26 protein-coding genes and 1 pseudogene are annotated in these 23691 nt (G+C 57.5%); 12 read left to right on the forward strand and 15 right to left on the reverse strand.

Annotation, left to right across the window (positions count from 1 at the left end; genetic code table 11):
• Positions 1-9 precede the first annotated feature (9 nt).
• Complete coding sequence (locus BK670_RS14470; RefSeq protein ID WP_123450521.1) at positions 10-432, reverse strand: HD domain-containing protein; 423 nt, start codon at positions 430-432, stop codon at positions 10-12.
• Positions 433-447: 15 nt separating this feature from the next.
• Positions 448-837, reverse strand: coding sequence for a hypothetical protein (locus tag BK670_RS14475; protein WP_123450523.1), 390 nt, complete (start codon positions 835-837; stop codon positions 448-450).
• 164 nt (positions 838-1001) lie between these two features.
• On the opposite strand from BK670_RS14475, the gene BK670_RS14480 reads away from it, so the two are divergent.
• Positions 1002-1433 carry a hypothetical protein gene (locus BK670_RS14480; RefSeq protein WP_123451393.1) on the forward strand — a complete coding sequence of 144 codons (432 nt, stop codon included), beginning with the start codon at positions 1002-1004 and terminating at the stop codon, positions 1431-1433.
• Positions 1434-1546: 113 nt separating this feature from the next.
• Here the strand turns inward: BK670_RS14480 and BK670_RS14485 are convergent, their stop codons facing one another.
• Complete coding sequence (locus BK670_RS14485; protein ID WP_123450525.1) at positions 1547-1960, reverse strand: hypothetical protein; 414 nt, start codon at positions 1958-1960, stop codon at positions 1547-1549.
• A gap of 603 nt (positions 1961-2563) precedes the next feature.
• Between BK670_RS14485 and BK670_RS14490 the strand changes: the two genes are divergently transcribed.
• From BK670_RS14490 to BK670_RS14500, 3 genes are all read left to right on the forward strand, one after another.
• Positions 2564-2851 carry a fructose-bisphosphate aldolase gene (locus tag BK670_RS14490; protein ID WP_123450527.1) on the forward strand — a complete coding sequence of 96 codons (288 nt, stop codon included), beginning with the start codon at positions 2564-2566 and terminating at the stop codon, positions 2849-2851.
• Positions 2852-3068: 217 nt separating this feature from the next.
• Positions 3069-3569 carry an Hcp family type VI secretion system effector gene (locus BK670_RS14495; protein WP_123450529.1) on the forward strand — a complete coding sequence of 167 codons (501 nt, stop codon included), beginning with the start codon at positions 3069-3071 and terminating at the stop codon, positions 3567-3569.
• Complete coding sequence (locus BK670_RS14500) at positions 3562-4245, forward strand: DUF4225 domain-containing protein (RefSeq protein ID WP_123450531.1); 684 nt, start codon at positions 3562-3564, stop codon at positions 4243-4245. The genes BK670_RS14495 and BK670_RS14500 overlap by 8 nt, the downstream gene beginning before the upstream one ends.
• A 16-nt stretch (positions 4246-4261) precedes the next feature.
• Here BK670_RS14500 and BK670_RS29505 read toward each other — a convergent pair whose 3' ends face one another.
• The 7 genes and pseudogenes from BK670_RS29505 to BK670_RS14530 form a co-directional block, all read right to left on the reverse strand.
• On the reverse strand, positions 4262-4693 hold the full coding sequence (locus BK670_RS29505) for a hypothetical protein (protein WP_148047030.1): 432 nt from the start codon (positions 4691-4693) through the stop codon (positions 4262-4264).
• A 260-nt stretch (positions 4694-4953) separates the two neighbouring features.
• A pseudogene (locus tag BK670_RS14505) lies at positions 4954-5028 on the reverse strand (XRE family transcriptional regulator); the annotation flags it as partial.
• 93 nt (positions 5029-5121) lie between these two features.
• Positions 5122-5547 (reverse strand): hypothetical protein, encoded by a 426-nt coding sequence (locus BK670_RS14510; RefSeq protein ID WP_123450533.1) that lies wholly within the window; start codon positions 5545-5547, stop codon positions 5122-5124.
• Positions 5548-5826: 279 nt separating this feature from the next.
• Positions 5827-6375, reverse strand: coding sequence for a cupin domain-containing protein (locus BK670_RS14515; protein ID WP_042558757.1), 549 nt, complete (start codon positions 6373-6375; stop codon positions 5827-5829).
• A gap of 490 nt (positions 6376-6865) precedes the next feature.
• Positions 6866-8149: an NAD(P)/FAD-dependent oxidoreductase gene (locus BK670_RS14520; protein WP_123450535.1), complete on the reverse strand. Its 1284-nt coding sequence runs from the start codon at positions 8147-8149 to the stop codon at positions 6866-6868.
• 51 nt (positions 8150-8200) lie between these two features.
• On the reverse strand, positions 8201-9691 hold the full coding sequence (locus BK670_RS14525; protein WP_123450537.1) for an aldehyde dehydrogenase: 1491 nt from the start codon (positions 9689-9691) through the stop codon (positions 8201-8203).
• 221 nt (positions 9692-9912) lie between these two features.
• A complete protein-coding gene (locus tag BK670_RS14530) occupies positions 9913-11289 on the reverse strand; it encodes a glutamine synthetase family protein (protein ID WP_123450539.1) in 1377 nt (458 codons plus the stop codon).
• Positions 11290-11571: 282 nt separating this feature from the next.
• Here BK670_RS14530 and BK670_RS14535 point away from each other — a divergent pair, with 282 nt between their 5' ends.
• From BK670_RS14535 to BK670_RS14555, 5 genes are all read left to right on the forward strand, one after another.
• On the forward strand, positions 11572-12333 hold the full coding sequence (locus BK670_RS14535; RefSeq protein ID WP_123450541.1) for a gamma-glutamyl-gamma-aminobutyrate hydrolase family protein: 762 nt from the start codon (positions 11572-11574) through the stop codon (positions 12331-12333).
• Positions 12334-12682: 349 nt separating this feature from the next.
• Positions 12683-13825, forward strand: coding sequence for an ABC transporter ATP-binding protein (locus BK670_RS14540; RefSeq protein WP_007919249.1), 1143 nt, complete (start codon positions 12683-12685; stop codon positions 13823-13825).
• Positions 13822-14736, forward strand: a complete 915-nt coding sequence (locus BK670_RS14545) for an ABC transporter permease subunit (protein ID WP_123450543.1) — start codon at positions 13822-13824, stop codon at positions 14734-14736. Before BK670_RS14540 ends, BK670_RS14545 begins: the two co-directional genes overlap by 4 nt.
• Positions 14733-15608, forward strand: a complete 876-nt coding sequence (locus tag BK670_RS14550) for an ABC transporter permease subunit (RefSeq protein ID WP_038365610.1) — start codon at positions 14733-14735, stop codon at positions 15606-15608. The genes BK670_RS14545 and BK670_RS14550 overlap by 4 nt, the downstream gene beginning before the upstream one ends.
• Before the next feature lie 169 nt (positions 15609-15777).
• Positions 15778-16875 (forward strand): polyamine ABC transporter substrate-binding protein, encoded by a 1098-nt coding sequence (locus BK670_RS14555; RefSeq protein WP_034155530.1) that lies wholly within the window; start codon positions 15778-15780, stop codon positions 16873-16875.
• A 244-nt stretch (positions 16876-17119) separates the two neighbouring features.
• On the opposite strand, the gene thpR is transcribed toward BK670_RS14555, so the two are convergent.
• Positions 17120-17659, reverse strand: a complete 540-nt coding sequence (thpR, locus tag BK670_RS14565; RefSeq protein WP_123450547.1) for an RNA 2',3'-cyclic phosphodiesterase — start codon at positions 17657-17659, stop codon at positions 17120-17122.
• A gap of 107 nt (positions 17660-17766) precedes the next feature.
• Between thpR and BK670_RS14570 the strand changes: the two genes are divergently transcribed.
• Positions 17767-17961 (forward strand): PIN domain-containing protein, encoded by a 195-nt coding sequence (locus tag BK670_RS14570; protein ID WP_123450549.1) that lies wholly within the window; start codon positions 17767-17769, stop codon positions 17959-17961.
• A gap of 110 nt (positions 17962-18071) precedes the next feature.
• On the opposite strand, the gene BK670_RS14575 is transcribed toward BK670_RS14570, so the two are convergent.
• Both BK670_RS14575 and BK670_RS14580 read right to left on the reverse strand, forming a co-directional pair.
• Positions 18072-18425: a DUF1428 domain-containing protein gene (locus BK670_RS14575; protein WP_123450551.1), complete on the reverse strand. Its 354-nt coding sequence runs from the start codon at positions 18423-18425 to the stop codon at positions 18072-18074.
• Between the two features lie 2 nt (positions 18426-18427).
• The gene (locus tag BK670_RS14580; protein WP_123450553.1) at positions 18428-19510 is read right to left on the reverse strand and encodes a hypothetical protein; all 1083 of its coding nucleotides are present in this window, start codon (positions 19508-19510) and stop codon (positions 18428-18430) included.
• A 287-nt stretch (positions 19511-19797) separates the two neighbouring features.
• Here BK670_RS14580 and BK670_RS14585 point away from each other — a divergent pair, with 287 nt between their 5' ends.
• Positions 19798-20073, forward strand: coding sequence for a hypothetical protein (locus BK670_RS14585; RefSeq protein WP_123450555.1), 276 nt, complete (start codon positions 19798-19800; stop codon positions 20071-20073).
• Positions 20074-20169: 96 nt separating this feature from the next.
• Here BK670_RS14585 and BK670_RS14590 read toward each other — a convergent pair whose 3' ends face one another.
• The gene (locus tag BK670_RS14590) at positions 20170-21237 is read right to left on the reverse strand and encodes a hypothetical protein (protein ID WP_259697567.1); all 1068 of its coding nucleotides are present in this window, start codon (positions 21235-21237) and stop codon (positions 20170-20172) included.
• Positions 21238-21347: 110 nt separating this feature from the next.
• Positions 21348-21551: a hypothetical protein gene (locus BK670_RS14595; RefSeq protein WP_123450559.1), complete on the reverse strand. Its 204-nt coding sequence runs from the start codon at positions 21549-21551 to the stop codon at positions 21348-21350.
• A 243-nt stretch (positions 21552-21794) separates the two neighbouring features.
• On the opposite strand from BK670_RS14595, the gene BK670_RS14600 reads away from it, so the two are divergent.
• Positions 21795-23549 (forward strand): L-lactate permease, encoded by a 1755-nt coding sequence (locus tag BK670_RS14600; RefSeq protein ID WP_123450560.1) that lies wholly within the window; start codon positions 21795-21797, stop codon positions 23547-23549.
• Positions 23550-23691 lie beyond the last annotated feature (142 nt).

The raw sequence follows: 23691 nt of genomic DNA on the forward strand, positions 1-23691 counted from the left end.
TGTCCATTTTTATGAGCGCAACCGTCCAATCGCGCGTCGGTATTTTTCGATCCGTTCCAGATCCTCCCAACTCGGCGAGGCGATCCGTGACAGGTCGCTGTTCTCTTCCAGATCCGCCAGTTTCACCACCCGGCCAATCGGGTTTTGCGCGGCGCGTTCGACGAAATCATCATAGGACTCGCCCGGCACTTTGGTCACCGACGCAATGGCCGTCAGCACCTCTTCGCTGAAACCTTCCTTGCGCAAGTCATCAAGACTGATATCGCAATCCTCGACCACATCGTGCAGCACCGCGACGATGCGTTCTTCCAGCGAGGTCATGCGCAACATCACCTTCAGCGGATGCAGAATGTACGGCGCCCCGCCCTTGTCCACCTGCCCCGCGTGCGCGGTGGCGGCGATGGCAATGGCGCGTTCGAGTGTTTGAGTCATAGGGGTTTCCTCGGGTTAAACGCCATACCGGCCGCCAACGTGGATATTGCGTTTGAGCCAGGCGCCAATGGCTTTCAAGCGACCGACAGGCTTCGCTGGCTCGGCGTGACGCTTGAGAATCATCGACACCAATGTCACTTGATCCGCACCAGGATGCGCGTCAATCAACTCAGCGACCCAGGCACAATCAGACTTCTTCAAATGCTCACGCCACTCACCGGGCCAGGCTTCCAGCTCATCCAGCGCCAACCAGCGCGCACCGCCCTGCCCACCATGCCCCCCGGCCGTCGACTGTTCGAAACAGAAAGGCGTGGCCGCTCGGGACAGGTCGATGTTGAAAATGTAGACGTCGTGGGTTGGGTGCTGCGACGTGGGGGCGTTGTTGCGACTGCCGATTTCAATCATGGGCAATATTCCAATCCTTGGGCGCTAGATGTGTCCGATTGTTTCGCAGTCTACGCGAACAGCGCAAATCAAAAACCTGATGGAACCTCCTTCCCCTGCGCAATCTCGAAACCATAAGCGCCAATTCATTGATCAAAACCGGCGCCATTGAAGAGGAAAGCCCGATGAACATTCGATTCCTGCTTCTGCTCGCCACGTTTTGCGTCATCCCCACCTGCGTCATGGCCGAAGGCTGCGACGTCGAAACCCGCTCCTCCAGCACCTCCGTGCCTACCGTTTCGGGCCACAGCTGCTATGAATACGAAGGCATGCCGGTCAATTCCATCGACTGGTCATGCAGCAACGAAAGCAAGGACATGGTCAACGCCGTCAAGAAAAAGGTGCAGCAGTGCGATGACCACTATCAAGCCACGTGCATCGCCACCCTAACCCAGGAATCCCTGGCCAACCCGCACTCCACCAGCAAGGACAAGAACGCCAAAGCGTTGAATATTCCCGATGGCGCGCAGGTGACCACGTATTACTACGGTGCGGAGAATCTGGGGCAGGCGAAGATTGATTGTGAAAGGGGCGGTGGGCATTGGAAGGCGAAGTAATGGTTGTTTAGCGCACATAAAAAGGGACACCGCTGGGTGTCCCTTTTTCGTGCATCAACACATCCACTGTGGCGAGGGAGCTTGCTCCCGCTGGGCTGCGAAGCAGCCCTCAATCAGCGCTTCATGGCTTCACACTGATTGCGCAGATCCCAATCGCCGATGCTCGCACAGCTACTGCCCTGCTTCGCTTCACAGAAGGCGCGCTGGTCACGATCCCCGATACCCGCGCATGAACCGCCTTTCTCCGCTTCGCAGGCCGTACGCAAATCGTAATTGTCGATGGAATAACAACTACTGCCCTTCTTGGCGTCGCAATAGGCGCGCTGGTTACGATCCTCGATACTTGCGCATGAACCACCCTTCTCCGCTTCGCAGGCCGTGCGTAAATCGTAATCGCCAATGGAATAACAGCTGCTGCCTTCCTGCGTGGCCTGGCAATAATTGCGTTTGTCAGGATCACTGATGCTGGCACAACTGGCGGAAACGTAACCGCTGAACATCAACAACATCGCAAGAATCAGCTTCATCTCACACTTCCTTGGGCTTACCAGGAAACAGCCTGGCACTGCTTGATCCGTTCTCAATGAGCGTCGCGACACGCCATCAAATTGACATCGTTTTTAAGGAAAGTTCCAAACCGGATGCAAAGCCATGATTTGAGATTCGACCGAATTTGAAGTCTGAAAAACGCGTAGGAAAACACCCCTTGTGGTGAGGGGATTCATCCTCGATGGGTTGCGAAGTGGCCCCGAACCCGCGAGCTGAATTCTCCTGACACAACGTGGGCGCCGGATTACGACGACTGCGTCGCCGAGCGGGAGCAAGCTCCCTCGCCACAGGGGTGGGTTGGCGTCCTACAGGTCGGTTGTGGCTGCGGGAATTGCTGCCTAGAGTGGGGCTGTCGCTGACCGCAGTTGGCGATGGGTTTCGCAGCCCTCAGAAGTGACACACACCGCTAGATGACAACTGTGGCAAAATTCGCCGCCGTTTCGTTATATGGCGGCTGTGTGTGGGAGACCTTCGGGTCTGCCGGTTTGACTCTTCTCCGGTCTGCGAACCCGCATACAGCTGCCACCCCTTTGTTTCGCAGCAGAAAGGTGGCACTTCTTAATTATTTGAAGAGCAATCTTATGACGATCAAAAAACCGCTCCACCACTACGCCCACATGTCCCACCCAGCCACCGACAACCCTGTCCTCCTCATCAACGCCGACGTCCCACTACGCGACCTCCACGCCTGCCTGGCCGAACGCCTCAACGCAGTCCTCAAATACCTCGACCTCATCGCCTGCACCAGCCTCCCCGACTACGCCGAACATGACATCAACACCGTCACCAACATCGCCAGGATCATGGTGCAGGATGTGAGTGATGTGTTTCGGGTAATCGAACAGCGAGGTTTCGACGCGCCAGCCTGATAACCAACACATTGCCAAAGTGCCAACTTCATAAACGCCCGGTCATCCCACCAGCGATAACGTAGTTGGCACTTGGGAATAATCACCTCCTGACTTCCGCGCCCCTTGTAAGACGCGTCTGAACTTCACCAATAGCGAACCGGCGCGCCACCGGTCTGGCTTTAGTTGACGGTTACTCTTCAAACAAGAGTTTTCCAGTCAATAAAGCAGAGCTTCCATGGCCAACCACAGCTACATGAGCATTACCGGAAACCGTCAAGGGCTTATCTCGGCCGGCTGCTCCGATATCGATTCAATCGGCAACAAATGCCAGTTAGGTCACCTCGACGAAATCATGGTTCTGGCCTACTCCCACAACATGACTACCGGCAATAACGGCGGCGTCAGCGCCGACCGTGGCAAGCACTTGCCGATCATGATCACCAAGAACATCGACAAATCCTCACCCCTCCTCTCCGCCGCACTTCACGACCGCGAAGTGCTGGACTGCACCATCTTTTTCTACCGAACCTCCCCCGCTGGCACGCAAGACAAATACTTCAAAATCCACATAAGCGGCGCAAAAATCGCCCACATCAACCTCCAGGTTCCTCACGCCATCCATTTGAACGACGCTCAGCCACAGGAACTGGTGTCATTCACTTACCGCGAAATCAGTTGGACCCATATCCAGGCGGGCACAAGCGGCTTCAGCAGTTGGGGAAATAACGATGAATGAGGATTCGTGTGACATCAACGACGTCACCCGGGCTGCTTCCGATCTGGTCGCATTCGGGTGCCAGATCGGCGCGACTCAGTTGTATGACAGCTTCAGCCAACTTCGATTTAGCGAGATCGTTTCGTCTTATGCGAATGAGGTTATTCGGGCGGTGGATGAAGGTGTTATTAGTGCGAAGCAAGGATTGCAGGAGCTCTGGGAGGAGTATTCAGAACTTTCTTCAAAGTCCATGTTTTATTTTCAGAATGGAGTGACTATCGCTGCGGGAAGCATGCAACTTCAGGCTGGCGCCTTAGCGATTGGAGCCACCCGAGGTAAAGCTGGCGTTACGGGCATCGCCTTAATCGGGCACGGCGTCAACAACATTTTTGAGGGTGTGGGGAACATCTTCAACGGCCCCGATAAACCAAGTGTTGTCGGGCCTATCAGGATGGGTTATCAGAACGTTTTTGGCATCAAACACGGTAATCTTACCTATTACAGCGTGGATCTCTATCTATCTATTCGAGGCATGATACATCTCGTTAGAAAGCCAGACTCGGTGCAACTCTTCAATAGAGACCCTATAAACTACGAACGGGCCCTCAAGCAAATGGGAACACTAACCCTAGCATTCGAAGCTTTAACCGACAGCTTCACGCTGAACTCAATCAGAGAATCAGGCCTTGAACAGTAGTCACAAAACCAGCCCGTCAACGGCGAGAGCGAAACGAACGCTGAAAAAAGCTTAAATAGCAAAACGACCCAAGAAAAGAAACAAACAGAAAAGACGCTACTACCCAGTACGAAACACCATTAAAAAAATCAAATCCCATCATAAAAGGAACAAAAGCAATGGCCAATATTCCAGATAAAAAGACTATTTCAATTAACACCCACCGTAAATTATAGTGCTTTTCTTCAATCACTTTTCCATCGAATATATTGCGAAGCGATGGAACAGAAAAAATAAAACCATGCAAAGCAAATAGAGCAAAAACAACAAAAAACACTACCCAAACCAGATCTCCCTCAAGCTTTATAAACTGACCAATACAGTTTAAGACCATCACACTCCAAAATAGTGAAGAAGCAAGAACTAGACAATAAACACGAGATAAACACCGAAGATCATTTAATTGCACAGCCCGCTCCCTCACATAGCTATAACACCCAAAAATCAAGCTCTACGGACAATCAAAAACGGCTTACGATCAACCACCACGAATGTAAACATGCCCGAAGAGCCATAACATCCTTAACCTCGCCTCATCACGCACCCATTCAGAAACTTCCTACAAATCAAAACCCTGCACCCTACAAACATTTCATCCACGCAAAAAAATACGAAACCCAGTAAAAGGTGTCGGATTTATTCACAACGCGCGCCTAATTTAAACAGCGATCAGAAGTTAGCCGGCGTATTCGCACTAATAATCTCAGCCTCATCCGCCCCGATATTCCGGAACTTATGCGGAATGGGGAAAGTATCGCTCGCTTTTGAGGCCTTGATTGACGGCATCACTATTAGAAACATTGACAACGAAGCCACACAACAAACCAAAAACAAAAATCACCGCCCACCTTTAAATTCTTTCCCGGACATAAAATATCCGTAAAAAGCGAAGAACACCGAAAAACTCAGCAACCTATACAGTACTTCTGACAAGCTCCAAGTATCGCTAATAAAGTAATAAGCGACCTCTTCAAATATAAGTGCGCAACTGCCAGCGATGAAATGCCTTACCCAGGCAGGATAGCGTCTAGACCCGGCATACCGACCTCGCAACTCAGCTACCTGATCGGGAAAGCAGTAGAAGAAACTTACATACAGATAAACCAGAAGCATGAAGCCCTCAGTAAATTCCCTGACCAGTCCTTCCAGCGGTAAAATCTGACTCAAAAAATTTATTAGAACCAACGTAAAAATAAAACCAAATGCGACAGTTAAAAAGAACAGAAGGACAACCTGACACAGAAATCGAATACTCAACTTCACGACGCCACCCGCATCAAACCATTAAAACAACTAATTGAGTTCAAAAAAAACAAAGCCCTGATCAACCAAGAAAGAAGCGCACAAATATCAAAATCAATGTAAACATGCCCAAAAAGTCATAACGTCATAAACCTTGCATCATCACGCATCAATTCAGAGTTTCCCTACAAATGAAAACCATCAAACCTACAAACCTTTCCTCGACTCAAAAAAAACCCGACGTCCTTCAACAAGGCGTCGGATTTACTTACAGCGTATGGTTTTTACCTAAAGCATCAATCAGAAGTTAGCCGGCGTATTCGCACTAATAATCTCAGCCTCATCTGCCCCAATATTGCGGAACTTATGCGGCAGCGTGGTAGGAAAGTAATACCCATCCCCCGCATTCAAAACACTCACCGAGCCATCCACGGTCAACTCAACAGTTCCCCGCGTCACCAACCCACACTCCTCACCTTCCGAGTGAACAATCGGCTCTTCCCCGGAGCTCGCGCCCGGTGCGTATTGCTCGCGCAGCAAGCGCATCTGGCGGCTTGGGACGGAGGCGCCGATCAGCAGCAGGCGCAGGCCGTGGCGGCCGAGGTCGGGTTGTTCGTTGGCGCGGAACACGTATTGGTGTTCGCGCGGCGGTTGGTCGAAGGTGAAGAAGTCGGCCAGGGACATCGGGATGCCTTCGAGCAGCTTTTTCAGGGAGCTGACGGAGGGGCTGACGCGATTCTGTTCGATCAGGGAGATGGTGGCATTGGTCACGCCGCTACGCCGGGCCAGCTCGCGCTGGGAGAGTTTGTAGCTTTCGCGTACTAGTTTGAGTCGAGAACCCGTATCCATGACAGCCTTATGTGAGTAGTACTTAAGGGTAATGGGGGTGGGTGGCGGGTGCCGCGCCGGGGCGCGGATCACGTTGCTCCCGTGTCCCGGAACCGTGAAAGGCGGCTATTAAATCACGTTTGCCGGTGTTGCTCAGCAGGTTCGATGGACGGTGAGGTAAAAGTCCTTCTTGCCTTGGTAATGCAGGCACTGTGGGAGCGAGCCTGCTCGCGAAAGCGGTGTGTCAGACGACGGGGATGGTGGCTGACATGGCCTCCTCGCGAGCAGGCTCGCTCCCACAGTTGGATCTCTTTTTTGTCAGTTGACTTAGTGGCGGTTGTCAGGCCGTCATCGCTGGCAAGCCAGACTCCCACAGGGTTCCAGGTGTTTCTGTGGGAGGGAGGATGACTGGGCTGGCCTCATCGCGAGCAGGCGAAGGCCTACAGTTGGAGCTTCGGTGTGTCAGGTAAAAAACCGGCGGGGTCTTGGGGGCCGCCGCCGGGGAGGTAACTTAGATGCCGAAGCGGTCGCGCAGCGAGTAGTAGACGGCGCCAAGGGCGGTTAGCGGCGCCGAGAAGGTGCGGCCGCCTAGCATTGGCATGTGCGGCAAGGACGCGAAGGCGTCGAAACGCTCGGCATCGCCACGGATCATTTCCGAGATCAATTTGCCGGCCAGGTGCGAGCAGGTAACGCCGTGGCCGCTGTAGCCTTGCATGTAGTAGGCGTTTTTCTCGATGCGGCCGAATTGCGGCATGCGTGACATGGTCAGCAGGAAGTTGCCGGTCCAGCGGTAGTCGATCTTGACGTCTTTGAGCTGCGGGAAGGTCTTGAGGATCTTCGGGCGGATCAGTTGTTCGATGTCGTCCGGTTCACGCGCGCCGTAGACCACGCCGCCGCCGTAGAGCAGACGGTTGTCGGCAGTCAGGCGGTAGTAATCCAGCAGGTAATTGCAGTCTTCGACGCAGTAATTATTGGTGATCAGGCTGCGCGCCTGCTTCTCGGTCAACGGTTCGGTGACGACGATCTGCGAGCCGCATGGCATGCTCTTCGCGGTCACGCGATTGTCCAGACCTTGCGGCAGGTAGGCGTTGCCGGCGATCAACAAGTACTTGGCGCGAACCTGGCCTTTGGCGGTGCGCACGACGTTCGGCTCGCCGTATTTGATTTCCACGGCAGCTGACTGCTCGTAGATCTTGCCGCCCAGACGCGTTATCGCAGCTGCTTCACCCAGCGCCAGGTTCAGCGGATGAACGTGACCGCCCTGCATGTCGAGCAGACCACCGACGTAAGCGTCGGAGCCGACTTCGCGACGAATGTCGGCTGCGTCGAGCATCTTCAGATTGCGGTTGCCGTAACGCTCCCAGCTGCGTTTTTGCTCAGCCAGACCGTTGAGTTGTTTCTTGTTCATCGCTGCGAAGATGCCGCCCGGGCGGTAGTCGCATTTGATGTCGTAATCCTTGATGCGCGAACGGATGATGTCGGCGCCTTCGAAGATCATGCTGCCGAGGATTTCTGCGGTCTTGTCGCCGTAGCGTTCTTCGATCACATCGACGTCGCGGCTGTAGGAGTTGACCAGTTGACCGCCGTTGCGACCGCTGGCGCCGTAGCCGACTTTGGCCGCTTCGAGCACCGCCACTTTGTAGCCGGCTTCAGTCAGGAACAGCGCCGAGGACAGGCCGGTGTAGCCGGCGCCAATGATGCAGACGTCGCACTCGACCGATTCTTCCAGAACCGGAAAGTCGATGACTTCGTTGCGGGTGGCGGCGTAGTAGCTGTTTACGTGTTGCTGTTTCATTTTATTGTTCTCCGAGGGTCGCCCATTGAAGGCGACCACCGCTGTAGAAAATCAGAGCTTGATCCAGGTCGCTTTCAGCTCGGTGTACTTGTCGAACGCGTGCAGCGATTTGTCGCGACCGTTGCCCGACTGTTTGAATCCACCGAACGGTGCGGTCATGTCGCCGCCGTCGTACTGGTTGACCCAGACGCTGCCGGCACGCAGACCACGGGCGAAGGTGTGCGCTTTGCTGAGGTTGCTGGTCCAGACGCCGGCGGCGAGGCCGAAGATGCTGTCGTTGGCGATCTGCAGCGCTTCTTCAGCGGTGTCGAAGGTGATCAGCGACAGCACCGGGCCGAAGATTTCTTCCCTGGCGATGGTCATGGCGTTGGTCACGCCGTCGAAGATCGCTGGTTGCACATAGAGGCCACCGGTTTCTTCGAGGGTGCGTTGGCCGCCGGCAATCAGCTCGGCGCCCTGCTCACGACCGATGCTGATATAGCGCAGCACGTTGTCGAGTTGACGCTGATCGACCACGGCACCGACCGTGGTAGCCGGATCCAGTGCGTGACCCGGTTTCCACGCCTGCAGTGCTTCCACCAGCAGCGGAATGAACTGCTCGCGAATCGAGCGCTCGACCAGCAGACGCGAACCGGCGGTGCAGACTTCACCCTGATTGAAGGCAATAGCGCCGGCCGCTGCTTGTGCTGCCGCGCGCAAATCCGGTGCGTCGGCAAACACCACGTTCGGGCTCTTGCCCCCGGCTTCGAGCCAGACGCGTTTCATGTTGCTTTGGCCGGCGTAAATCATCAGCTGTTTGGCAATCGCCGTGGAGCCGGTGAAGGCCAGCACGTCGACGTCCATGTGCAACGCCAGCGCCTTGCCGACGGTGTGGCCGAAGCCCGGCAGGACGTTGAACACGCCTTTCGGAATACCGGCATCCAGCGCCAGTTGCGCAATACGGATCGCCGTCAGTGGCGACTTTTCCGACGGTTTAAGGATGAACGAGTTGCCCGCCGCCAGTGCTGGAGCGAATTTCCAGCTGGCCATGATCAGCGGGAAATTCCACGGCACGATCGCCGCGACCACGCCGGATGGCTCGCGAGTCACGAGGCCGAGTTGATCGTGCGGCGTGGCGGCAACTTCGTCGTAGATCTTGTCGATCGCTTCGGCGCTCCAGCGGATCGCGTTGGCGGTCGCCGGGATGTCGATGCTCATCGAATCGCTGATCGGTTTACCCATGTCGAGGGTTTCCAGCAGCGCCAGTTCTTCCTGGTGTTGCAGGATCAGATCGGCGAAGCGGATCAGGATACGCTTGCGCTCGGCGGGGGCTTTTTTCGCCCAGATGCCGGATTCGAAAGACTGGCGCGCGACTTCAACGGCGAGGTTGGCGTCGGCTTCATCGGTGCTGGCCACGGAGGCGAGGAAACGGCCGTCGACGGGGCTCAGGCATTCGAACGTATCGCCACTGATGGCCGGGCGGTATTCACCGTTGATGAACGCGCGGGCTTCGATGGTCAGGGACTGGAAGCGTTGTTCCCAGTCGTTGCGGGTCGTTGTCATTGTTGTGGCTCGACAAGGGGGAATTGGGAGTGGCGGGCGATCGCCCACTAATCAAAATTTGGTAACCCGATCCCCTGTAGGAGCTGCCGAAGGCTCGGGCCGCGATCGGACGATCTTTTGACTTTGTTTTTCAAGATCAAGATCAAAAGATCGCAGCCTTCGGCAGCTCCTACAGGGTAAAGGTGGCGGATCAGTCACCGCAGGTGTCGCACAGCAGGTCTTTAGACCGTATGCAGATACCAGTTGTACTCAAGGTCAGAGATCGAGTTCTCGAACTCGGCCAGCTCGCTTTCCTTGCACGCGACAAACACGTCGATGTACATCGGGTCGATGTAGCGGGCCATGACTTCGCTGTCGTCCAGCTCGCGCAGTGCGTCGCGCAGGTTGTTCGGCAGGCTCTGTTCGTTCTGCTCGTAGCTGTTGCCTTCCACCGGGGCGCCCGGTTCGATCTGATGGGTCAGACCGTGGTGAATACCGGCCAGCACCGAAGCCATCAGCAGGTACGGGTTGGCGTCGGCACCGGCGACGCGATGCTCGATACGTACGGCGTCGGCCGAACCGGTTGGCACACGGACCGCAACGGTGCGGTTGTCGATGCCCCAGCTCGGCGAGTTCGGTACGTAGAACTGCGCGCCGAAGCGGCGGTACGAGTTGACGTTCGGGCAGAGGAAGGCCATTTGCGCAGGCAGGGTCTCCAGCACACCGCCGATCGCGTGTCGCAGCGCGGCGTTCTGCTCGGGATCCTCGCTGGCGAAGATGTTGTTGCCCTCTTTGTCCAGGATCGAAATGTGCACGTGCAGACCGTTGCCCGCCTGACCCGGATACGGCTTGGCCATGAAGGTGGTGTCCATCTCGTGGTCATAGGCGATGTTCTTCACCAGACGCTTGAGCAGGACCGCGTAGTCGCACGCCTTGATTGGGTCGGAGACGTGATGCAGGTTGACTTCGAACTGCGCCGGGGCGCTTTCCTTGACGATGGCGTCAGCCGGGATGCCCTGCTCTTTCGCGCCTTCGAGGATGTCTTGCAGGCAATCGACGTACTCGTCGAGGTCATCGATCAGGTACACCTGAGTCGACACCGGACGCTTGCCGGACACCGGCGAACGTGGCGACTGCGGACGGCCGTTCACGTTGTCTTGATCGATCAGATAGAACTCGAGTTCAAACGCCGCGCAGATGGTCAGACCCATCTCGTCGAATTTGCGTACGACGTTAGCCAGCACTTCACGCGGGTCAGCGAAGAACGGCTGGCCTTCCAGTTCGTGCATGGTCATCAAGAGTTGTGCGGTTGGGCGCTTCTGCCACGGCTCGATGCTCAGGGTGCCAGGGATCGGGTAGCAGATGCGGTCAGCGTCGCCGATGTCCAGACCCAGGCCGGTGCTTTCCACCGTGGAACCATTGATGTCGAGGGCGAAAAGCGAGGCCGGCAGATTGATGCCTTTCTCGTAAACCTTATGAAGACTGGTGCGTTCGATGCGCTTGCCGCGCACCACACCGTTCATATCCGCAATCAGAAGGTCGACGTACAAAACCTCAGGATATTTCTTAAGGAATGCGTTTGCTTCGTTGAGTTGAACGGTACGCAGAGGGACCGACATGATGCACCTATTTAGCTGTTAATTATTATGTTCACTGCCCTTTCACGCAGCCAGTCAACCCGAACGGCAAAGTGAAGTCAATAGCGAACAGATGGCCGCTCAGGGTTTATTTTTCGGGCTTTTTTTAACATCTATGTGCCAATACAGGCGTGACAACCCCGAGAATCATGAAGAAATGATGAACGGCGTTTAGAATTTTTTACATGGCAGTTGTTAATTAAAATCAACGAGGCTAAGCTCCGGAAAAGCTCGTTCAAGTGTCAAACTTCGAGGTGAATAAAAATGGCATTCAAGCCATTGATCGGCGTTACTGCGTGCGTCAAACAGATTGGCCTGCACCCCTATCACATCAGCGGCGACAAGTACGTACGTGCTGTCAGCGTTGGCGCTGAAGGGTTACCCGTGGTCATTCCTTCCCTTGGCAATCTGACTGAAATCGAAGACCTGCTCGGTCAACTCGACGGTCTGCTGCTGACCGGCTCGCCCTCGAACGTGGAGCCTTTCCACTATCAAGGCCCGGCCAGCGCTCCCGGCACGGATCACGATCCGGCGCGGGATGCCACCACCCTTCCTTTATTACGTGCAGCCATCGCGGCGGGCGTTCCGGTGCTCGGCATTTGCCGTGGCTTCCAGGAGATGAACGTGGCGTTCGGCGGCAGCCTGCATCAGAAGGTGCATGAGCTGCCGGGCATGCTTGATCACCGTGAAGCCGACAGCCCGGATGTCGCCGTGCAATACGCACCGGCGCACGCGGTAACCGTGCTCGCTGGCGGCGTGTTCGAAGCGCTGGAGCTGCCCGGCGAGTTTCAGGTCAACTCGATTCACAGCCAGGGTATCGATCGCCTCGCGCCCGGCCTGCGTGCCGAAGCGGTGGCACCGGACGGCTTGATCGAGGCGGTCTCGGTCGAGCACAGCCCGACCTTCGCCCTCGGCGTGCAATGGCACCCGGAATGGCAAGTACTGGACAACCCGAACTACCTGAAGATTTTCCAGGCATTCGGCGAGGCTTGCCGGCAACGGGCGGCGCGGCGCAACAAACGCTGACTCAACCCAAGAATACGTAACGATTGACTGCCCCCTCGGAGGTCGGGTGTGCCTGCGCACATCCGTCCTCCGTGAACAACAACACCCGTAATAACAACAAGTACGACCCAGGCAGCCAGGACGGCGGCGCCGAACAAGCCGGAGCAACCTGCCACAGACGCAGTCCCCTGTAGGAGCTGCCGAAGGCTGCGATCTTTTGACTTTGTTGTTAAAGATCAAGATCCAAAGATCGCAGCCTTCGGCAGCTCCTACAGGGACCGTGTGATGACGGGAATTGTTTTTCCAGGCTTGCAATCCACTTAAGCCAGGCCACATTGGCCAGGCGAACGAAACCTGTTGGGAGTTTCACATGGCAAACGCCTCCAGCACTTACAGGAAGGCACTTGAAGGTCATCAGCAACCGAAAAAGGTTCTGGTGAAAGTCGACCGTGTCACCAAGAAGTTCGACGAAACCGTGGCAGTGGACGACGTGTCCCTGGAGATCCATCAGGGCGAAATCTTCGCCCTGCTCGGTGGCTCCGGTTCGGGCAAATCGACCCTGCTGCGCATGCTCGCCGGTTTCGAGCGCCCGACCGAAGGGCGGATTCTGCTCGACGGCGTGGACATCACCGACATGCCGCCGTACGAGCGGCCGATCAACATGATGTTCCAGTCCTACGCGCTGTTCCCACACATGACCGTCGCGCAGAACATCGCTTTCGGCCTCAAGCAGGACCGTTTGCCGGCCAGCGAAATCGATGCCCGTGTCGATGAAATGCTGCGTCTGGTGCACATGACCCAATACGCCAAACGCCGCCCGCACCAGTTGTCCGGCGGTCAGCGTCAGCGCGTCGCCCTCGCCCGCTCGCTGGCCAAGCGTCCGAAGCTGTTGCTGCTCGACGAGCCGATGGGTGCGCTGGATAAAAAGCTGCGTTCGCAGATGCAGCTTGAGCTGGTGCAGATCATCGAGCGCGTCGGTGTGACCTGCGTGATGGTGACCCACGACCAGGAAGAAGCCATGACCATGGCCGAGCGCATCGCGATCATGCACCTGGGCTGGATCGCGCAAATCGGCAGCCCGGTCGACATCTATGAAGCACCGGTCAGCCGCATGGTCTGCGAATTCATCGGCAACGTGAACGCCTTCGACGGCACCGTGGTGGAAGACCTTGAAGGTCACGCGATCATCCACAGCCCGGACTTGCAGCAGAAGATTTACGTCGGTCACGGCGTCAGCACTTCGGTGCAGGACAAGTCGGTCACCTACGCGATCCGTCCGGAAAAAATGCTCGTCAGCACCACTCAACCTGAGTTCCGCTACAACTGGTCCGAAGGCAAAGTGCATGACATCGCCTACCTCGGCGGTCACTCGGTGTTCTACGTCGAATTGCCCGGCGGCAAAATCGTCCAGTCGTTCATGGCCAACGCCGAACGCCGTGGCGCGCGGCCGACCTGGGACGACAAGGTCTACGTGTGGTGGGAAGACGACAGCGGCGTGGTACTGCGCTCATGAGAACCTTCAATCAGCAATTCCTGCGCCTGGTGCCCAGCGGGCGAAAACTGGTGATCGGCATTCCGTTCATCTGGCTGTTCCTGTTCTTCATGCTGCCGTTCTTCCTGGTGATGAAGATCAGCTTCTCGGAAGCTGCGCTGTCGATCCCGCCGTACTCGGAGATCTACACCTACGCCGAACAGAAATTCCAGCTGATGCTCAACATCGGCAACTACACCATGCTCGGCGAAGACGAGTTGTACCTGTCGGCCTACCTCGGTTCGCTCAAGGTCGCGGCGCTGAGCACGATGATGTGCCTGCTGATCGGCTTCCCGATGGCCTACGCCATCACCAAGACCGGCAAGGAAACGCAAAACGTCCTGCTGCTGTTGATCATGATGCCGACCTGGACGGCGATCCTGATCCGCGTTTATGCGTGGATGGGCATCCTCAGCAACAACGGTCTGCTGAACGGGTTTCTGATGTGGACGGGGCTGACCGATCACCCGATCGAGATCCTCAACACCAACACGGCCGTGTACATCGGCGTGGTTTACGCGTACTTGCCGTTCATGGTGTTGCCGCTGTACGCCAACCTCGTCAAGCACGACGGCAGCCTGCTGGAAGCCGCGCAGGATCTGGGTTCGAGCAACTTCAACAACTTCTGGAAAATCACCGTACCGCTGGCCAAAAACGGCATTATCGCCGGCTGCATGCTGGTGTTCATTCCGGTGGTCGGTGAGTTCGTGATTCCGGAACTGCTGGGTGGCCCGGAGACGCTGATGATCGGTCGCGTGCTGTGGCAAGAGTTCTTCAATAACCGCGACTGGCCGGTGGCGTCTGCGCTGGCGGTGGTGATGCTGTTGATCCTGATTGTGCCGATTCTGCTGTTCAACCGCAGCCAGGCCAAAGAGATGGAGGCACGGGGATGAAACGCTTCGGTTTTTCCAAGTTCATGTTGATCTTCGGCCTGATGTTCATTTATCTGCCGATGCTGATTCTGGTGATCTACTCGTTCAACGCCTCGAAACTGGTGACGGTGTGGGGCGGCTGGTCGGTGAAGTGGTACGTCGGTTTGCTCGACAACACGCAGCTGATGGGCTCGGTGGTGCGCTCGCTGGAAATCGCCTGCTACACCGCGATTGCCGCTGTTGCACTTGGCACCCTCGCCGCTTTCGTGCTGACTCGCGTCACGCGCTTCAAGGGCCGCACGTTGTTTGGTGGTCTGGTGACTGCGCCGTTGGTGATGCCTGAGGTGATCACTGGTCTGTCGCTGTTGCTGCTGTTTGTGGCCATGGCGCAGTTGATCGGCTGGCCGCAGGAGCGTGGCATCGTCACCATCTGGATCGCCCACACCACGTTTTGTGCCGCCTATGTGGCGGTGGTAGTCTCCGCCCGCCTGCGCGAACTGGACCTGTCGATCGAAGAAGCGGCGATGGATCTCGGCGCGAAGCCGTTCAAGGTGTTTTTCCTGATCACCATTCCAATGATCGCGCCGTCACTGGCGGCGGGCGGCATGATGTCGTTTGCCTTGTCGCTGGATGACCTGGTGTTGGCGAGCTTCGTTTCCGGACCGGGCTCGACGACGCTGCCGATGGAAGTGTTCTCGGCGGTGCGTCTGGGGGTGAAGCCTGAGATCAACGCCGTGGCCAGTCTGATTCTGTTGGCGGTGTCGCTGGTGACCTTCCTCGTCTGGTACTTCGGCCGCAAGGCAGAAGCCAACCGCAAGCGTGCGATTCAGGAAGCGATGGATCAGACGGCGAATGAGTCGTGGCAACCTCAGCAATCCGCAGCGACTGCTTAATGCAAGATTGCTCTTGTGGCGAGGGAGCTTGCTCCCGCTGGGCTGCGCAGCAGACCCAAAAGCTTGTGAGCGCTGCGCGCTCAAGCGGGAGCAAGCTCCCTCGCCACAGAGATGTGTGTACATCAGGTTGTGTGTTGTGTTTTTGAATAAGAAGAATGGAGTTGTACCGATGAAAATGTTTGGCAGGACTCTGCTGACACTGTCCTTAATGGGCGCGATGGTCATGGGCGCCCAGGCCAACGACAAGGTGCTGCGTGTTTACAACTGGTCCGATTACATCGCGCCGGATACCGTCAAAAAGTTCGAAGACGAGACCGGCATCCGCGTGACCTATGACGTCTTCGACAGCAACGAAACCCTTGAGGCACGTTTGCTCGCGGGCAAATCCGGTTACGACCTGGTCGTGCCGTCGAACAGTTTCCTGGCCAAGCAGATCAAGGCCGGCGTCTATCAGACCCTGGACAAATCGAAGCTGCCGAACTGGAAGAATCTCAACCCGGTGCTGCTGAAAAACGCCGCCGCCAGTGATCCGGACAACGCCCACGCGTTTCCGTACATGTGGGGTTCGATCGGCATCGGTTTCAACCCGGCCAAGGTCAAGGAAGTGCTCGGCGCCAACGCCCCGACCAACTCCTGGGACTTGCTGTTCAAGCCGGAAAACGCTGAAAAGCTGAAAGCCTGCGGCATCAGTTTCCTCGACTCGCCGACCGAAATGATCCCGGCCGCCCTGCACTACCTGGGCTATCCGGTGAACGATAAGGACACCGCGCACATCAAGGAAGCCGAGGCGCTGTTCATGAAGATCCGCCCGAACGTGGCGTACTTCCACTCCTCGAAATACATCTCCGATCTGGCCAACGGCAACATCTGCGTAGCGGTCGGTTACTCCGGCGACGTGCTGCAGGCCAAGGCCCGCGCGGTGGAATCAGGCAACAACGTGGTAATCGACTACAGCATTCCCAAGGAAGGCGCCGGCAGCTTCTACGACATGGTCGCCATCCCGCGCGATGCGGCGAACGTCGAGAACGCCTACCTGTTCATGGACTTCCTGATGCGCCCGGACATCATCGCCGAGATCACCAACAGCAACGGCTACAGCAACGCCAACGCGGCGGCCACGCCACTGGTGGACGAAGCGATCCGCAACGACCCGGGCTCGTACCCGTCGCAAGCGGTGATGGCGACGCTGTATGCGGTGCCGGATCAGCCGATTGCCACGCAGCGAATCATGACCCGTGGCTGGACCCGGGTGAAACTCGGTAAGTAAAAACACCGGAGATCAAAAATGTGGGAGCGAGCCTGCTCGCGAAAGCGGTAGGACAGGCGATGGAAATGTTGGATCTGCCGACGCCTTCGCGAGCAGGCTCGCTCCCACAGTAAAGCAATGCAGTGCTGAAAAAATTCCCGTTCACGCAGCGCCTTACCACCGCTGCACCCTGCAATGAACGGCCTCACCTGGCTTCCTCGGTTCAGGTGAATTTCAGGCGCCCTCGGGCGCCTTTTTTTGTGCCTCAAATCAGCGGCCAGTCTTGCAGGACTCGATAGCGCCCCTTGTGTGATTCGAACAAGGCAAAGCGCTCGGCCCGCAGGAAGAACTCCGGCAGCGTAGCGGATTCCGGTTCCGGCGCGCGGTAGTCCCGCGCCAGAGTCAGATGCGGGCGAAACTCACGCGGTGTTTCTTCAAAGCCGAACGGCAACATTGCCTGTTCCAGCGCGTAGACCAGGCGCAACAACGCCGGCGGTGCCTGCTCGGGTGCGAGCGACAGCACCCCGGCGCGATGCCAGACCTGCAGGCGATCCAGTGCAATCTTCAGCGGTTCACCCGATGTGCGCACGTTACCAGCGGCTTCGCAGACCTCATTGATTTGCGCCAAAGGCACCGCCCCGAGAAACAACAGCGTCAGATGAAAATTGTCCGCTGGCACCGGTTTACCGGTTCTCAAGCCCAACTCCGCGCGCCATTGCGCAATGGCCTTGCGCTGCGCTGGCGGGCAATCGAGGGCAAAAAACAGCCGTTTGAACGGTTCATCCCTGCGCGCGTCATCGGTCATCGCCCTGCTCCCTTGTTGATCATGATCGGCCTGATTCTACACAGCCTGACCGGACGTCTCGTGACAGCTGGCTATAGTTCAAGGATTGCCATTAACCGGAGGCCGTCATGCGCGAGATCCTCAGCAAAGAACCGTGGTGGGCCCGTCCACCCAATCCCGGGCAGGATGAAAGCGAGCTGGAATGGGGCTGGCTGGTGCATTACAGCGAGGGTGAGCCGCGCTTCGAATTCGTCCGGGAACGCCCGACCGACGAGCAGATCCGCCACCGCAAAAGTTGCCGTATCACCCCCTCAGCCGAGTGACGCCCCCCTGTAGGAGCTGCCGAAGGCTGCGATCTTTTGATCTTGTTTTTTTACAATCAACATCAAAAGATCGCAGCCTTCGGCAGCTCCTACGGGGATATGTGGGAGCTTCAGGATTCAAGGATGTTCTTGAAGCCGCCAAAGATCATGCGCTGGCCATCAAACCCCATCGGGTTGACGTCCGGTTGCATGCGCGGGTCTTCCATCATTTTGGCCATGCCGGCATCGCGGGTGGCTTTGTCTGGCCAGATCAGCCAGCCGGACGACACCGTCTCGCCCTCCTTGAGTTTGACCGCCATCGGGAATGAGGTGACTTTGCCCTCCGGCACGTCATCGCCCCAGCATTGAACGACGTCTTTTGCACCGTACTCCTTGAACAGCCTGGCGGCGATCTCACAGTGTTTTTTGTACTGTTCACGATTGGCGTTCGGCACCGGCGCTACAAAAATATCGATGTAAGCCATGATCACTCTCCTTGCACGTTGGGTTCGATCTGCTGGTTAGTCGATTGCGGCGGCTGCCATTCGACACGATTCACACCCAAGCCGACTGACGGTTCATCGACCCCACCCAGATTGCGCTCGACCTGCCCGGCCATGTGCAGCGTGCCGGCCATAACGCCGGTGTTCGGGTTCTGCACCAGTTTCAGCCAGGCCTTGTCGAAGGTGCCGCCCAGGCTGCTGCGGATCAGTGCTTCGCTGTCGGGCCGGTCGTTGGCCTGGATAATGGCGCGAATGCCCGCTACACCCACCGAAATCAACCCGCCGGCCAGTTTTCCTGCGGCAGCGGCGACCGCACTGGCAGCGCCGCGTGGGGCCATTTCCGCTTCCATTCGCTGACTGGCACGTTTGGCCACCGGGGCCATGCCGGCATCGGTCGAGGCAATGCCCTTGGCGCCGCCCTCGGTGTGGATCTTGTCGATCAACGCGGCGTAGGCCGGCAAGGTGTTCAACGGTTCCGTGCTGATCACTTGAAACAGCGACGCGTCCCGCGCCGGCGGCGGCCCTAACGCAATGGCCGGGACTTTCTGCAAACGCCCATTGAGCTGACCAACGGGTACACCATGGCGCTGGGCGATGAGCGGCATCTGCTGCGCCATCAACTGCGCATAGAACGCCGTCGCCTGCCCGAGAATGGCGTCCGGATCGATCTCCACCGCCACCGGCGCCAGCACCCTTTCCTGATATTGCTCAAGCAGATACGCCGCCAGCCGCTTGGCCGAGGCGTCCTGCTCGCCACCGGCATTGATCGTGTACCAACTGACCTTCATCGACAGCCATTCCTGGGTCCAGTAGCTGCTGAACCACGGAATGAAATTTTCTTCAGTTTGCTGATAGACGCGAGTGCGCCAATGTTCCATCGAGCCACGGGCAAAGACTTTGACTTGCTCGGTGGACTGCTGCGAAGCGCTGACGATTTCCCGGTCGATCTGCTGCCAGGTCGCCGGCGAGACCACCACGGCTTGCGGCGCGGTCACTGGCGCCCGCGCCGAGGTGGCGCAGCCGGCCAGCAACAACAGTGCGACGACGAGCAGCGCACGCGGGTTCACGGTTGAGGTTTCCTTTAAACAGGGAGGAAGCAGATTTGAGTATAGGTGTGTGTATCGGGCCGTTTGTCCGGTTGTGGCTGGACTGGCGCCTTCGCGAGCAGGTTCGCTCCCACTTTGAATCGCACTCCCCCTGTGGGAGCGAGCCTGCTCGCGAAGGCGCCATCAGCAACACCACACAACCCGAACCATCACTGCCATCGATATTCACCATCGCCACGATTGCCTTCCGCCCGCCGTCCATGAAAGGCACGATTAACCCATCCGAAACACAACGAGGAGTTCACAACATGATTCACACCCACGTCACACTCTGCGTGAGTTTCCCGGTGTTCGGCAGCAACTATTACGACCAGCACGCCGTATCGCACAAAACGCAGGCGCTGGTGTTCAACGAAGATTTCGAAGATTTGCTGATGCCTGCCGCAACCAATCACTTCAGTAATGAAGTGGTCGGCATCAACGATCAGTTCCGTTTTCTGAGCGACATTCTCGCCACCCATTTGCTGGACATCGAGGCCTCCGTGCCTGCGCGATCCAGCGTCCGGGCGAGCGCTCACTTTTAATTGCTGCAATTGGGCGTCTCGACAAAACGAGCGCCACGAAAAAGCCCACTGGCCATGACGGCTCAGTGGGCTTTTTTACATCAGCGATAAACGCAGTCAGCGTTTCCAGCATTCGGAATAACGCGAGCAGACGTCGTACTGCTTATCCATTTGCGCCATGCGATCGAGATGATGATTGATGGTCTCGGCCATCACCTTATTGGTGGCCTGGAAATAATCCATGATCGCCAGTTTTTCCTGCTCGGCCGGGGCCGAATTACCGCGTTTGCCGGACGTGTCTTCGCTGTGCGTCCACTCTTTCAACTGCTTGTCGTCAACGCTGCGCAGGCGCTGCCGATATTCATCGGTAGCCACTTGCAGCGCCCGCGTCCCGTTAGTGCCAGCCTCTTTTTCGAATTCAATAAGGTTCTGACGGTACAGCGTCCAATACTCGTCTGGCATGGCAAAACCGAGTTTGCCCTTGCGCTCGCTGATCAGCGATTCGAGTTTCTCAGGCGTCATGCTGGCAGCCGGCTCTTTGGCCGGGTCGGGCTTGATCATGACAATCACGCTGCCATTAACAATCTGTTCGATCAGCGCAGCACGCTCTGGTGTGTCCGGCAGCAGCTTCGGCGGTTGCGGGAAAAGTGGATTGCGCCCGTAACAGGCAGGAAAACCACCACGCTTGACGGTCAGTGGCGTGCGCACATCCGTGCCGTTCACCCGCTGCAAGCGCTCCACCAACGTCGAACACTGGCCACGTCCGCTAAAGCCGAAGGTCACCTCATATTCGGCGCCGCGCTCCGGCTTCAAGTTGAATCCGGTACCACAGGTGCCGTGCCCCAACTGAGTCATGACCTGGAGATACAGATCCTTTTCCGGTGGCAATTTGATTTCCAGATACCCACGGGCGTCTTTGGGTGCGGCGACGTTCATGCCGACCCGGCGCTGGCTTTCGGCGATAAACAGATTGTTCAGCGGACCGGTGCTCATGCCATCGCAATGCTCGGCGTCGAAATAATTGATGGTGGCATTGGACATGTTAGCGACGAAGCGCAATTTGGCGGCGTCAGGCTCGCTGGCGTCCTGATAAGTCCCCGTCTGCGTGCAGCCAACGAGTACAAAAGCGGCTACGACCGAGCTGAACAGCGCAGGCGAACCGCGCAAAAAAGAAGCGACAGACATGATCATCCTTGGAGAAAGGCGCGAAAAAGCGGCAATGCTACTGAATTGCCACTATTGCGTCCATCTCTGTCATGCCTGCTCGCTCGGGTGGCAGCCGATTACGCCACGGCTCAGTCATCATCCCGGTCGCGATAGTAGCGACGCCCGTCGCGGCGATCATCGCGATCATCCCAGCGCCGGTCGTGGTCGTAATCGCGGCCATGATCACGGTCGTAATGCCGGCCATGGCGGTGGTCATCATCAAAGTCCGCGACACAGCCACCGAGCAATACGGCGGCGGTCACTGTCAGCAGCATCGTTGTTGCGCGCTTCATTCAACACTTCCCTAAAACCAAGGTCTTGACGACGGAATCGGCCACGCTGCCCGCGCCTTCAGGACGCGGTGCGCGCAGCCGCAGATACGACCGGGCAAATCCGCGTTGATTCAATGGCCACTATCGACCGTTTGTCGCCCCGCCCGCACTGCCCGAGCGGCGGCGAAATGCCACCTATACTGCTTGCAACCTAGCCCGACGCAATGGATCTGCGCCCTCAATAACAACAAGCAGAGGTGGACCATGGTCTGGCAGCAAATCTACGACCCGTTCGGCAACCCGGTGATTTCCACCCTCATGGCAGCGGTGCCGGTGGTGGTGATGCTTGCGGCACTGGCGTTCTTCCACGTCAAGGCGCATTTGGCGGCACTGCTGGCGCTGGCGTCCGCCCTGCTGATTTCGATCTTCGCCTTCGGCATGCCGGCGAGCATGGCCGGTTCTGCGGCGTTGTTCGGCGCAGCGAATGGCTTGCTGCCGATCGGCTGGATCGTCCTCAACATCATCTTTCTGCATCGCCTGACCACCGAAAACGGCTCGTTCAAAGTGCTGCAGGATTCCCTCGCACGGATCACCGATGACCGCCGTTTGCAGCTGCTGCTGATTGCGTTCTGCTTCGGTGCGTTTTTCGAAGGTGCGGCGGGGTTCGGCACGCCGGTCGCGGTAACCGGGGCGATCCTGATCGGGCTGGGGTTCTCGCCGTTGGCCGCGTCGGGCCTGGCGCTGATCGCCAACACCGCGCCGGTGGCATTCGGCGCACTGGGTACGCCGATCATCACGCTGGCCAAAGTCACCGGGCTGGATGAAATGGAACTGTCGATGATGGTCGGTCGACAGTTGCCGTTCTTCTCGGTACTGGTGCCGTTCTGGCTGATCTGGGCATTCGCCGGGTGGCGCAAAATGCTGGAGATCTGGCCGGCGATTCTGGTGGCTGGGGTGAGCTTCGCCGTGCCGCAGTTTCTGGTGTCGAACTACCACGGGCCGATGCTGGTGGACGTGATTGCCGCGCTGATTTCCATGGCCTGCCTGACGCTGTTTTTGAAGGTGTGGAAACCGGCGACCATTCACACCTCGGCAGCTCTTTCAGGGCGAGTCGACAACTCCAAAGTCGAGGAAGAAAAAGTCACCGCCAGCGCCGCGTTCAGCGATCAGGCGCGCCCGGCGGTGATGCGCGCGTGGATGCCGTGGATCATCCTCACCGTATTCGTGTTTGCCTGGGGCACTCAGGGCTTCAAGAATATGTTCGACACCCGGCCCGCCATTGATCCGGTCACCCACTCGGCCAAACTAGACCCGCAGGGCAAGCCGCTGCGCGAGGCCAACCCGATTTTCGCCCCGGCGGTGACCTTCACCACCCTGCACCTGCAAATCGAAAAAGTACCGCCGGTGGTCGCGGCACCGAAGGCTGAAGAAGCGGTGTACAAATTCACCTGGCTCACCGCCACCGGCAGCGGGATTTTGCTGGCTGCAATTGTCGGTGGTTTGCTGATGGGCTATTCGATCCCGCAACTGATCAAGCAATACCTGCGCACGTTATGGGTGGTGCGGTTTTCGTTGATCACCATTGCCGCAATGCTGGCGCTGGGTTTTCTTACGCGCTACTCCGGACTCGACGCGACCATGGGCCTGGCGTTTGCCGCGACGGGGATTTTCTACCCGATGTTTGGCACGTTGCTCGGGTGGCTGGGTGTCGCGCTGACCGGTTCCGATACCGCGTCGAACGTGCTGTTTGGCGGCTTGCAGCGGGTGACCTCGGAACAACTCGGGATCAGTCCGGTATTGATGGCGGCAGCGAACAGCTCCGGCGGAGTCATGGGCAAGATGGTCGATGCGCAATCGATTGTGGTCGCCTCCACCGCGACCCGTTGGTACGGGCATGAGGGCGAGATTCTGCGCTACGTGTTCTTCCACTCGATTGTGCTGGCGATTCTGGTCGGCGGGCTGGTGACATTGCAGGCGTATGTGGCGCCGTTTACCTCAATGGTGGTCGGCGGGCATTAGTCCGGCAGAACACATTTCAAATGTGGGAGCGAGCCTGCTCGCGAAAGCGGCCGGTCAGGCAATGAAGATGTTGGCTGTGCCGGCCCCTTCGCGAGCAGGCTCGCTCCCACAATGGTTTGATGTCGATCACTGGATTGATGAG

It is taken from the genome of Pseudomonas fluorescens (assembly GCF_003732425.1).
Taxonomy (GTDB): Bacteria; Pseudomonadota; Gammaproteobacteria; order Pseudomonadales; family Pseudomonadaceae; genus Aquipseudomonas; species Aquipseudomonas fluorescens_BE.

Bases quoted from the DNA above. Each gene is read 5' to 3' on its own strand.
- BK670_RS14525 (WP_123450537.1), bottom strand. From the start codon at position 9,691: ATGACAACGACCCGCAACGACTGGGAACAACGCTTCCAGTCCCTGACC.
- BK670_RS14500 (WP_123450531.1), top strand. From the start codon at position 3,562: ATGAATGAGGATTCGTGTGACATCAACGACGTCACCCGGGCTGCTTCC.
- BK670_RS14600 (WP_123450560.1), top strand. From the start codon at position 21,795: ATGGTCTGGCAGCAAATCTACGACCCGTTCGGCAACCCGGTGATTTCC.
- BK670_RS14520 (WP_123450535.1), bottom strand. From the start codon at position 8,149: ATGAAACAGCAACACGTAAACAGCTACTACGCCGCCACCCGCAACGAA.
- thpR (WP_123450547.1), bottom strand. From the start codon at position 17,659: ATGACCGATGACGCGCGCAGGGATGAACCGTTCAAACGGCTGTTTTTT.
- BK670_RS14545 (WP_123450543.1), top strand. From the start codon at position 13,822: ATGAGAACCTTCAATCAGCAATTCCTGCGCCTGGTGCCCAGCGGGCGA.
- BK670_RS14555 (WP_034155530.1), top strand. From the start codon at position 15,778: ATGAAAATGTTTGGCAGGACTCTGCTGACACTGTCCTTAATGGGCGCG.
- BK670_RS14515 (WP_042558757.1), bottom strand. From the start codon at position 6,375: ATGGATACGGGTTCTCGACTCAAACTAGTACGCGAAAGCTACAAACTC.
- BK670_RS14590 (WP_259697567.1), bottom strand. From the start codon at position 21,237: ATGTCTGTCGCTTCTTTTTTGCGCGGTTCGCCTGCGCTGTTCAGCTCG.
- BK670_RS14595 (WP_123450559.1), bottom strand. From the start codon at position 21,551: ATGAAGCGCGCAACAACGATGCTGCTGACAGTGACCGCCGCCGTATTG.
- BK670_RS14480 (WP_123451393.1), top strand. From the start codon at position 1,002: ATGAACATTCGATTCCTGCTTCTGCTCGCCACGTTTTGCGTCATCCCC.
- BK670_RS14490 (WP_123450527.1), top strand. From the start codon at position 2,564: ATGACGATCAAAAAACCGCTCCACCACTACGCCCACATGTCCCACCCA.
- BK670_RS14495 (WP_123450529.1), top strand. From the start codon at position 3,069: ATGGCCAACCACAGCTACATGAGCATTACCGGAAACCGTCAAGGGCTT.
- BK670_RS14540 (WP_007919249.1), top strand. From the start codon at position 12,683: ATGGCAAACGCCTCCAGCACTTACAGGAAGGCACTTGAAGGTCATCAG.
- BK670_RS14530 (WP_123450539.1), bottom strand. From the start codon at position 11,289: ATGTCGGTCCCTCTGCGTACCGTTCAACTCAACGAAGCAAACGCATTC.
- BK670_RS14470 (WP_123450521.1), bottom strand. From the start codon at position 432: ATGACTCAAACACTCGAACGCGCCATTGCCATCGCCGCCACCGCGCAC.
- BK670_RS14475 (WP_123450523.1), bottom strand. From the start codon at position 837: ATGATTGAAATCGGCAGTCGCAACAACGCCCCCACGTCGCAGCACCCA.
- BK670_RS14485 (WP_123450525.1), bottom strand. From the start codon at position 1,960: ATGAAGCTGATTCTTGCGATGTTGTTGATGTTCAGCGGTTACGTTTCC.
- BK670_RS14575 (WP_123450551.1), bottom strand. From the start codon at position 18,425: ATGGCTTACATCGATATTTTTGTAGCGCCGGTGCCGAACGCCAATCGT.
- BK670_RS14585 (WP_123450555.1), top strand. From the start codon at position 19,798: ATGATTCACACCCACGTCACACTCTGCGTGAGTTTCCCGGTGTTCGGC.
- BK670_RS14535 (WP_123450541.1), top strand. From the start codon at position 11,572: ATGGCATTCAAGCCATTGATCGGCGTTACTGCGTGCGTCAAACAGATT.
- BK670_RS14570 (WP_123450549.1), top strand. From the start codon at position 17,767: ATGCGCGAGATCCTCAGCAAAGAACCGTGGTGGGCCCGTCCACCCAAT.
- BK670_RS14550 (WP_038365610.1), top strand. From the start codon at position 14,733: ATGAAACGCTTCGGTTTTTCCAAGTTCATGTTGATCTTCGGCCTGATG.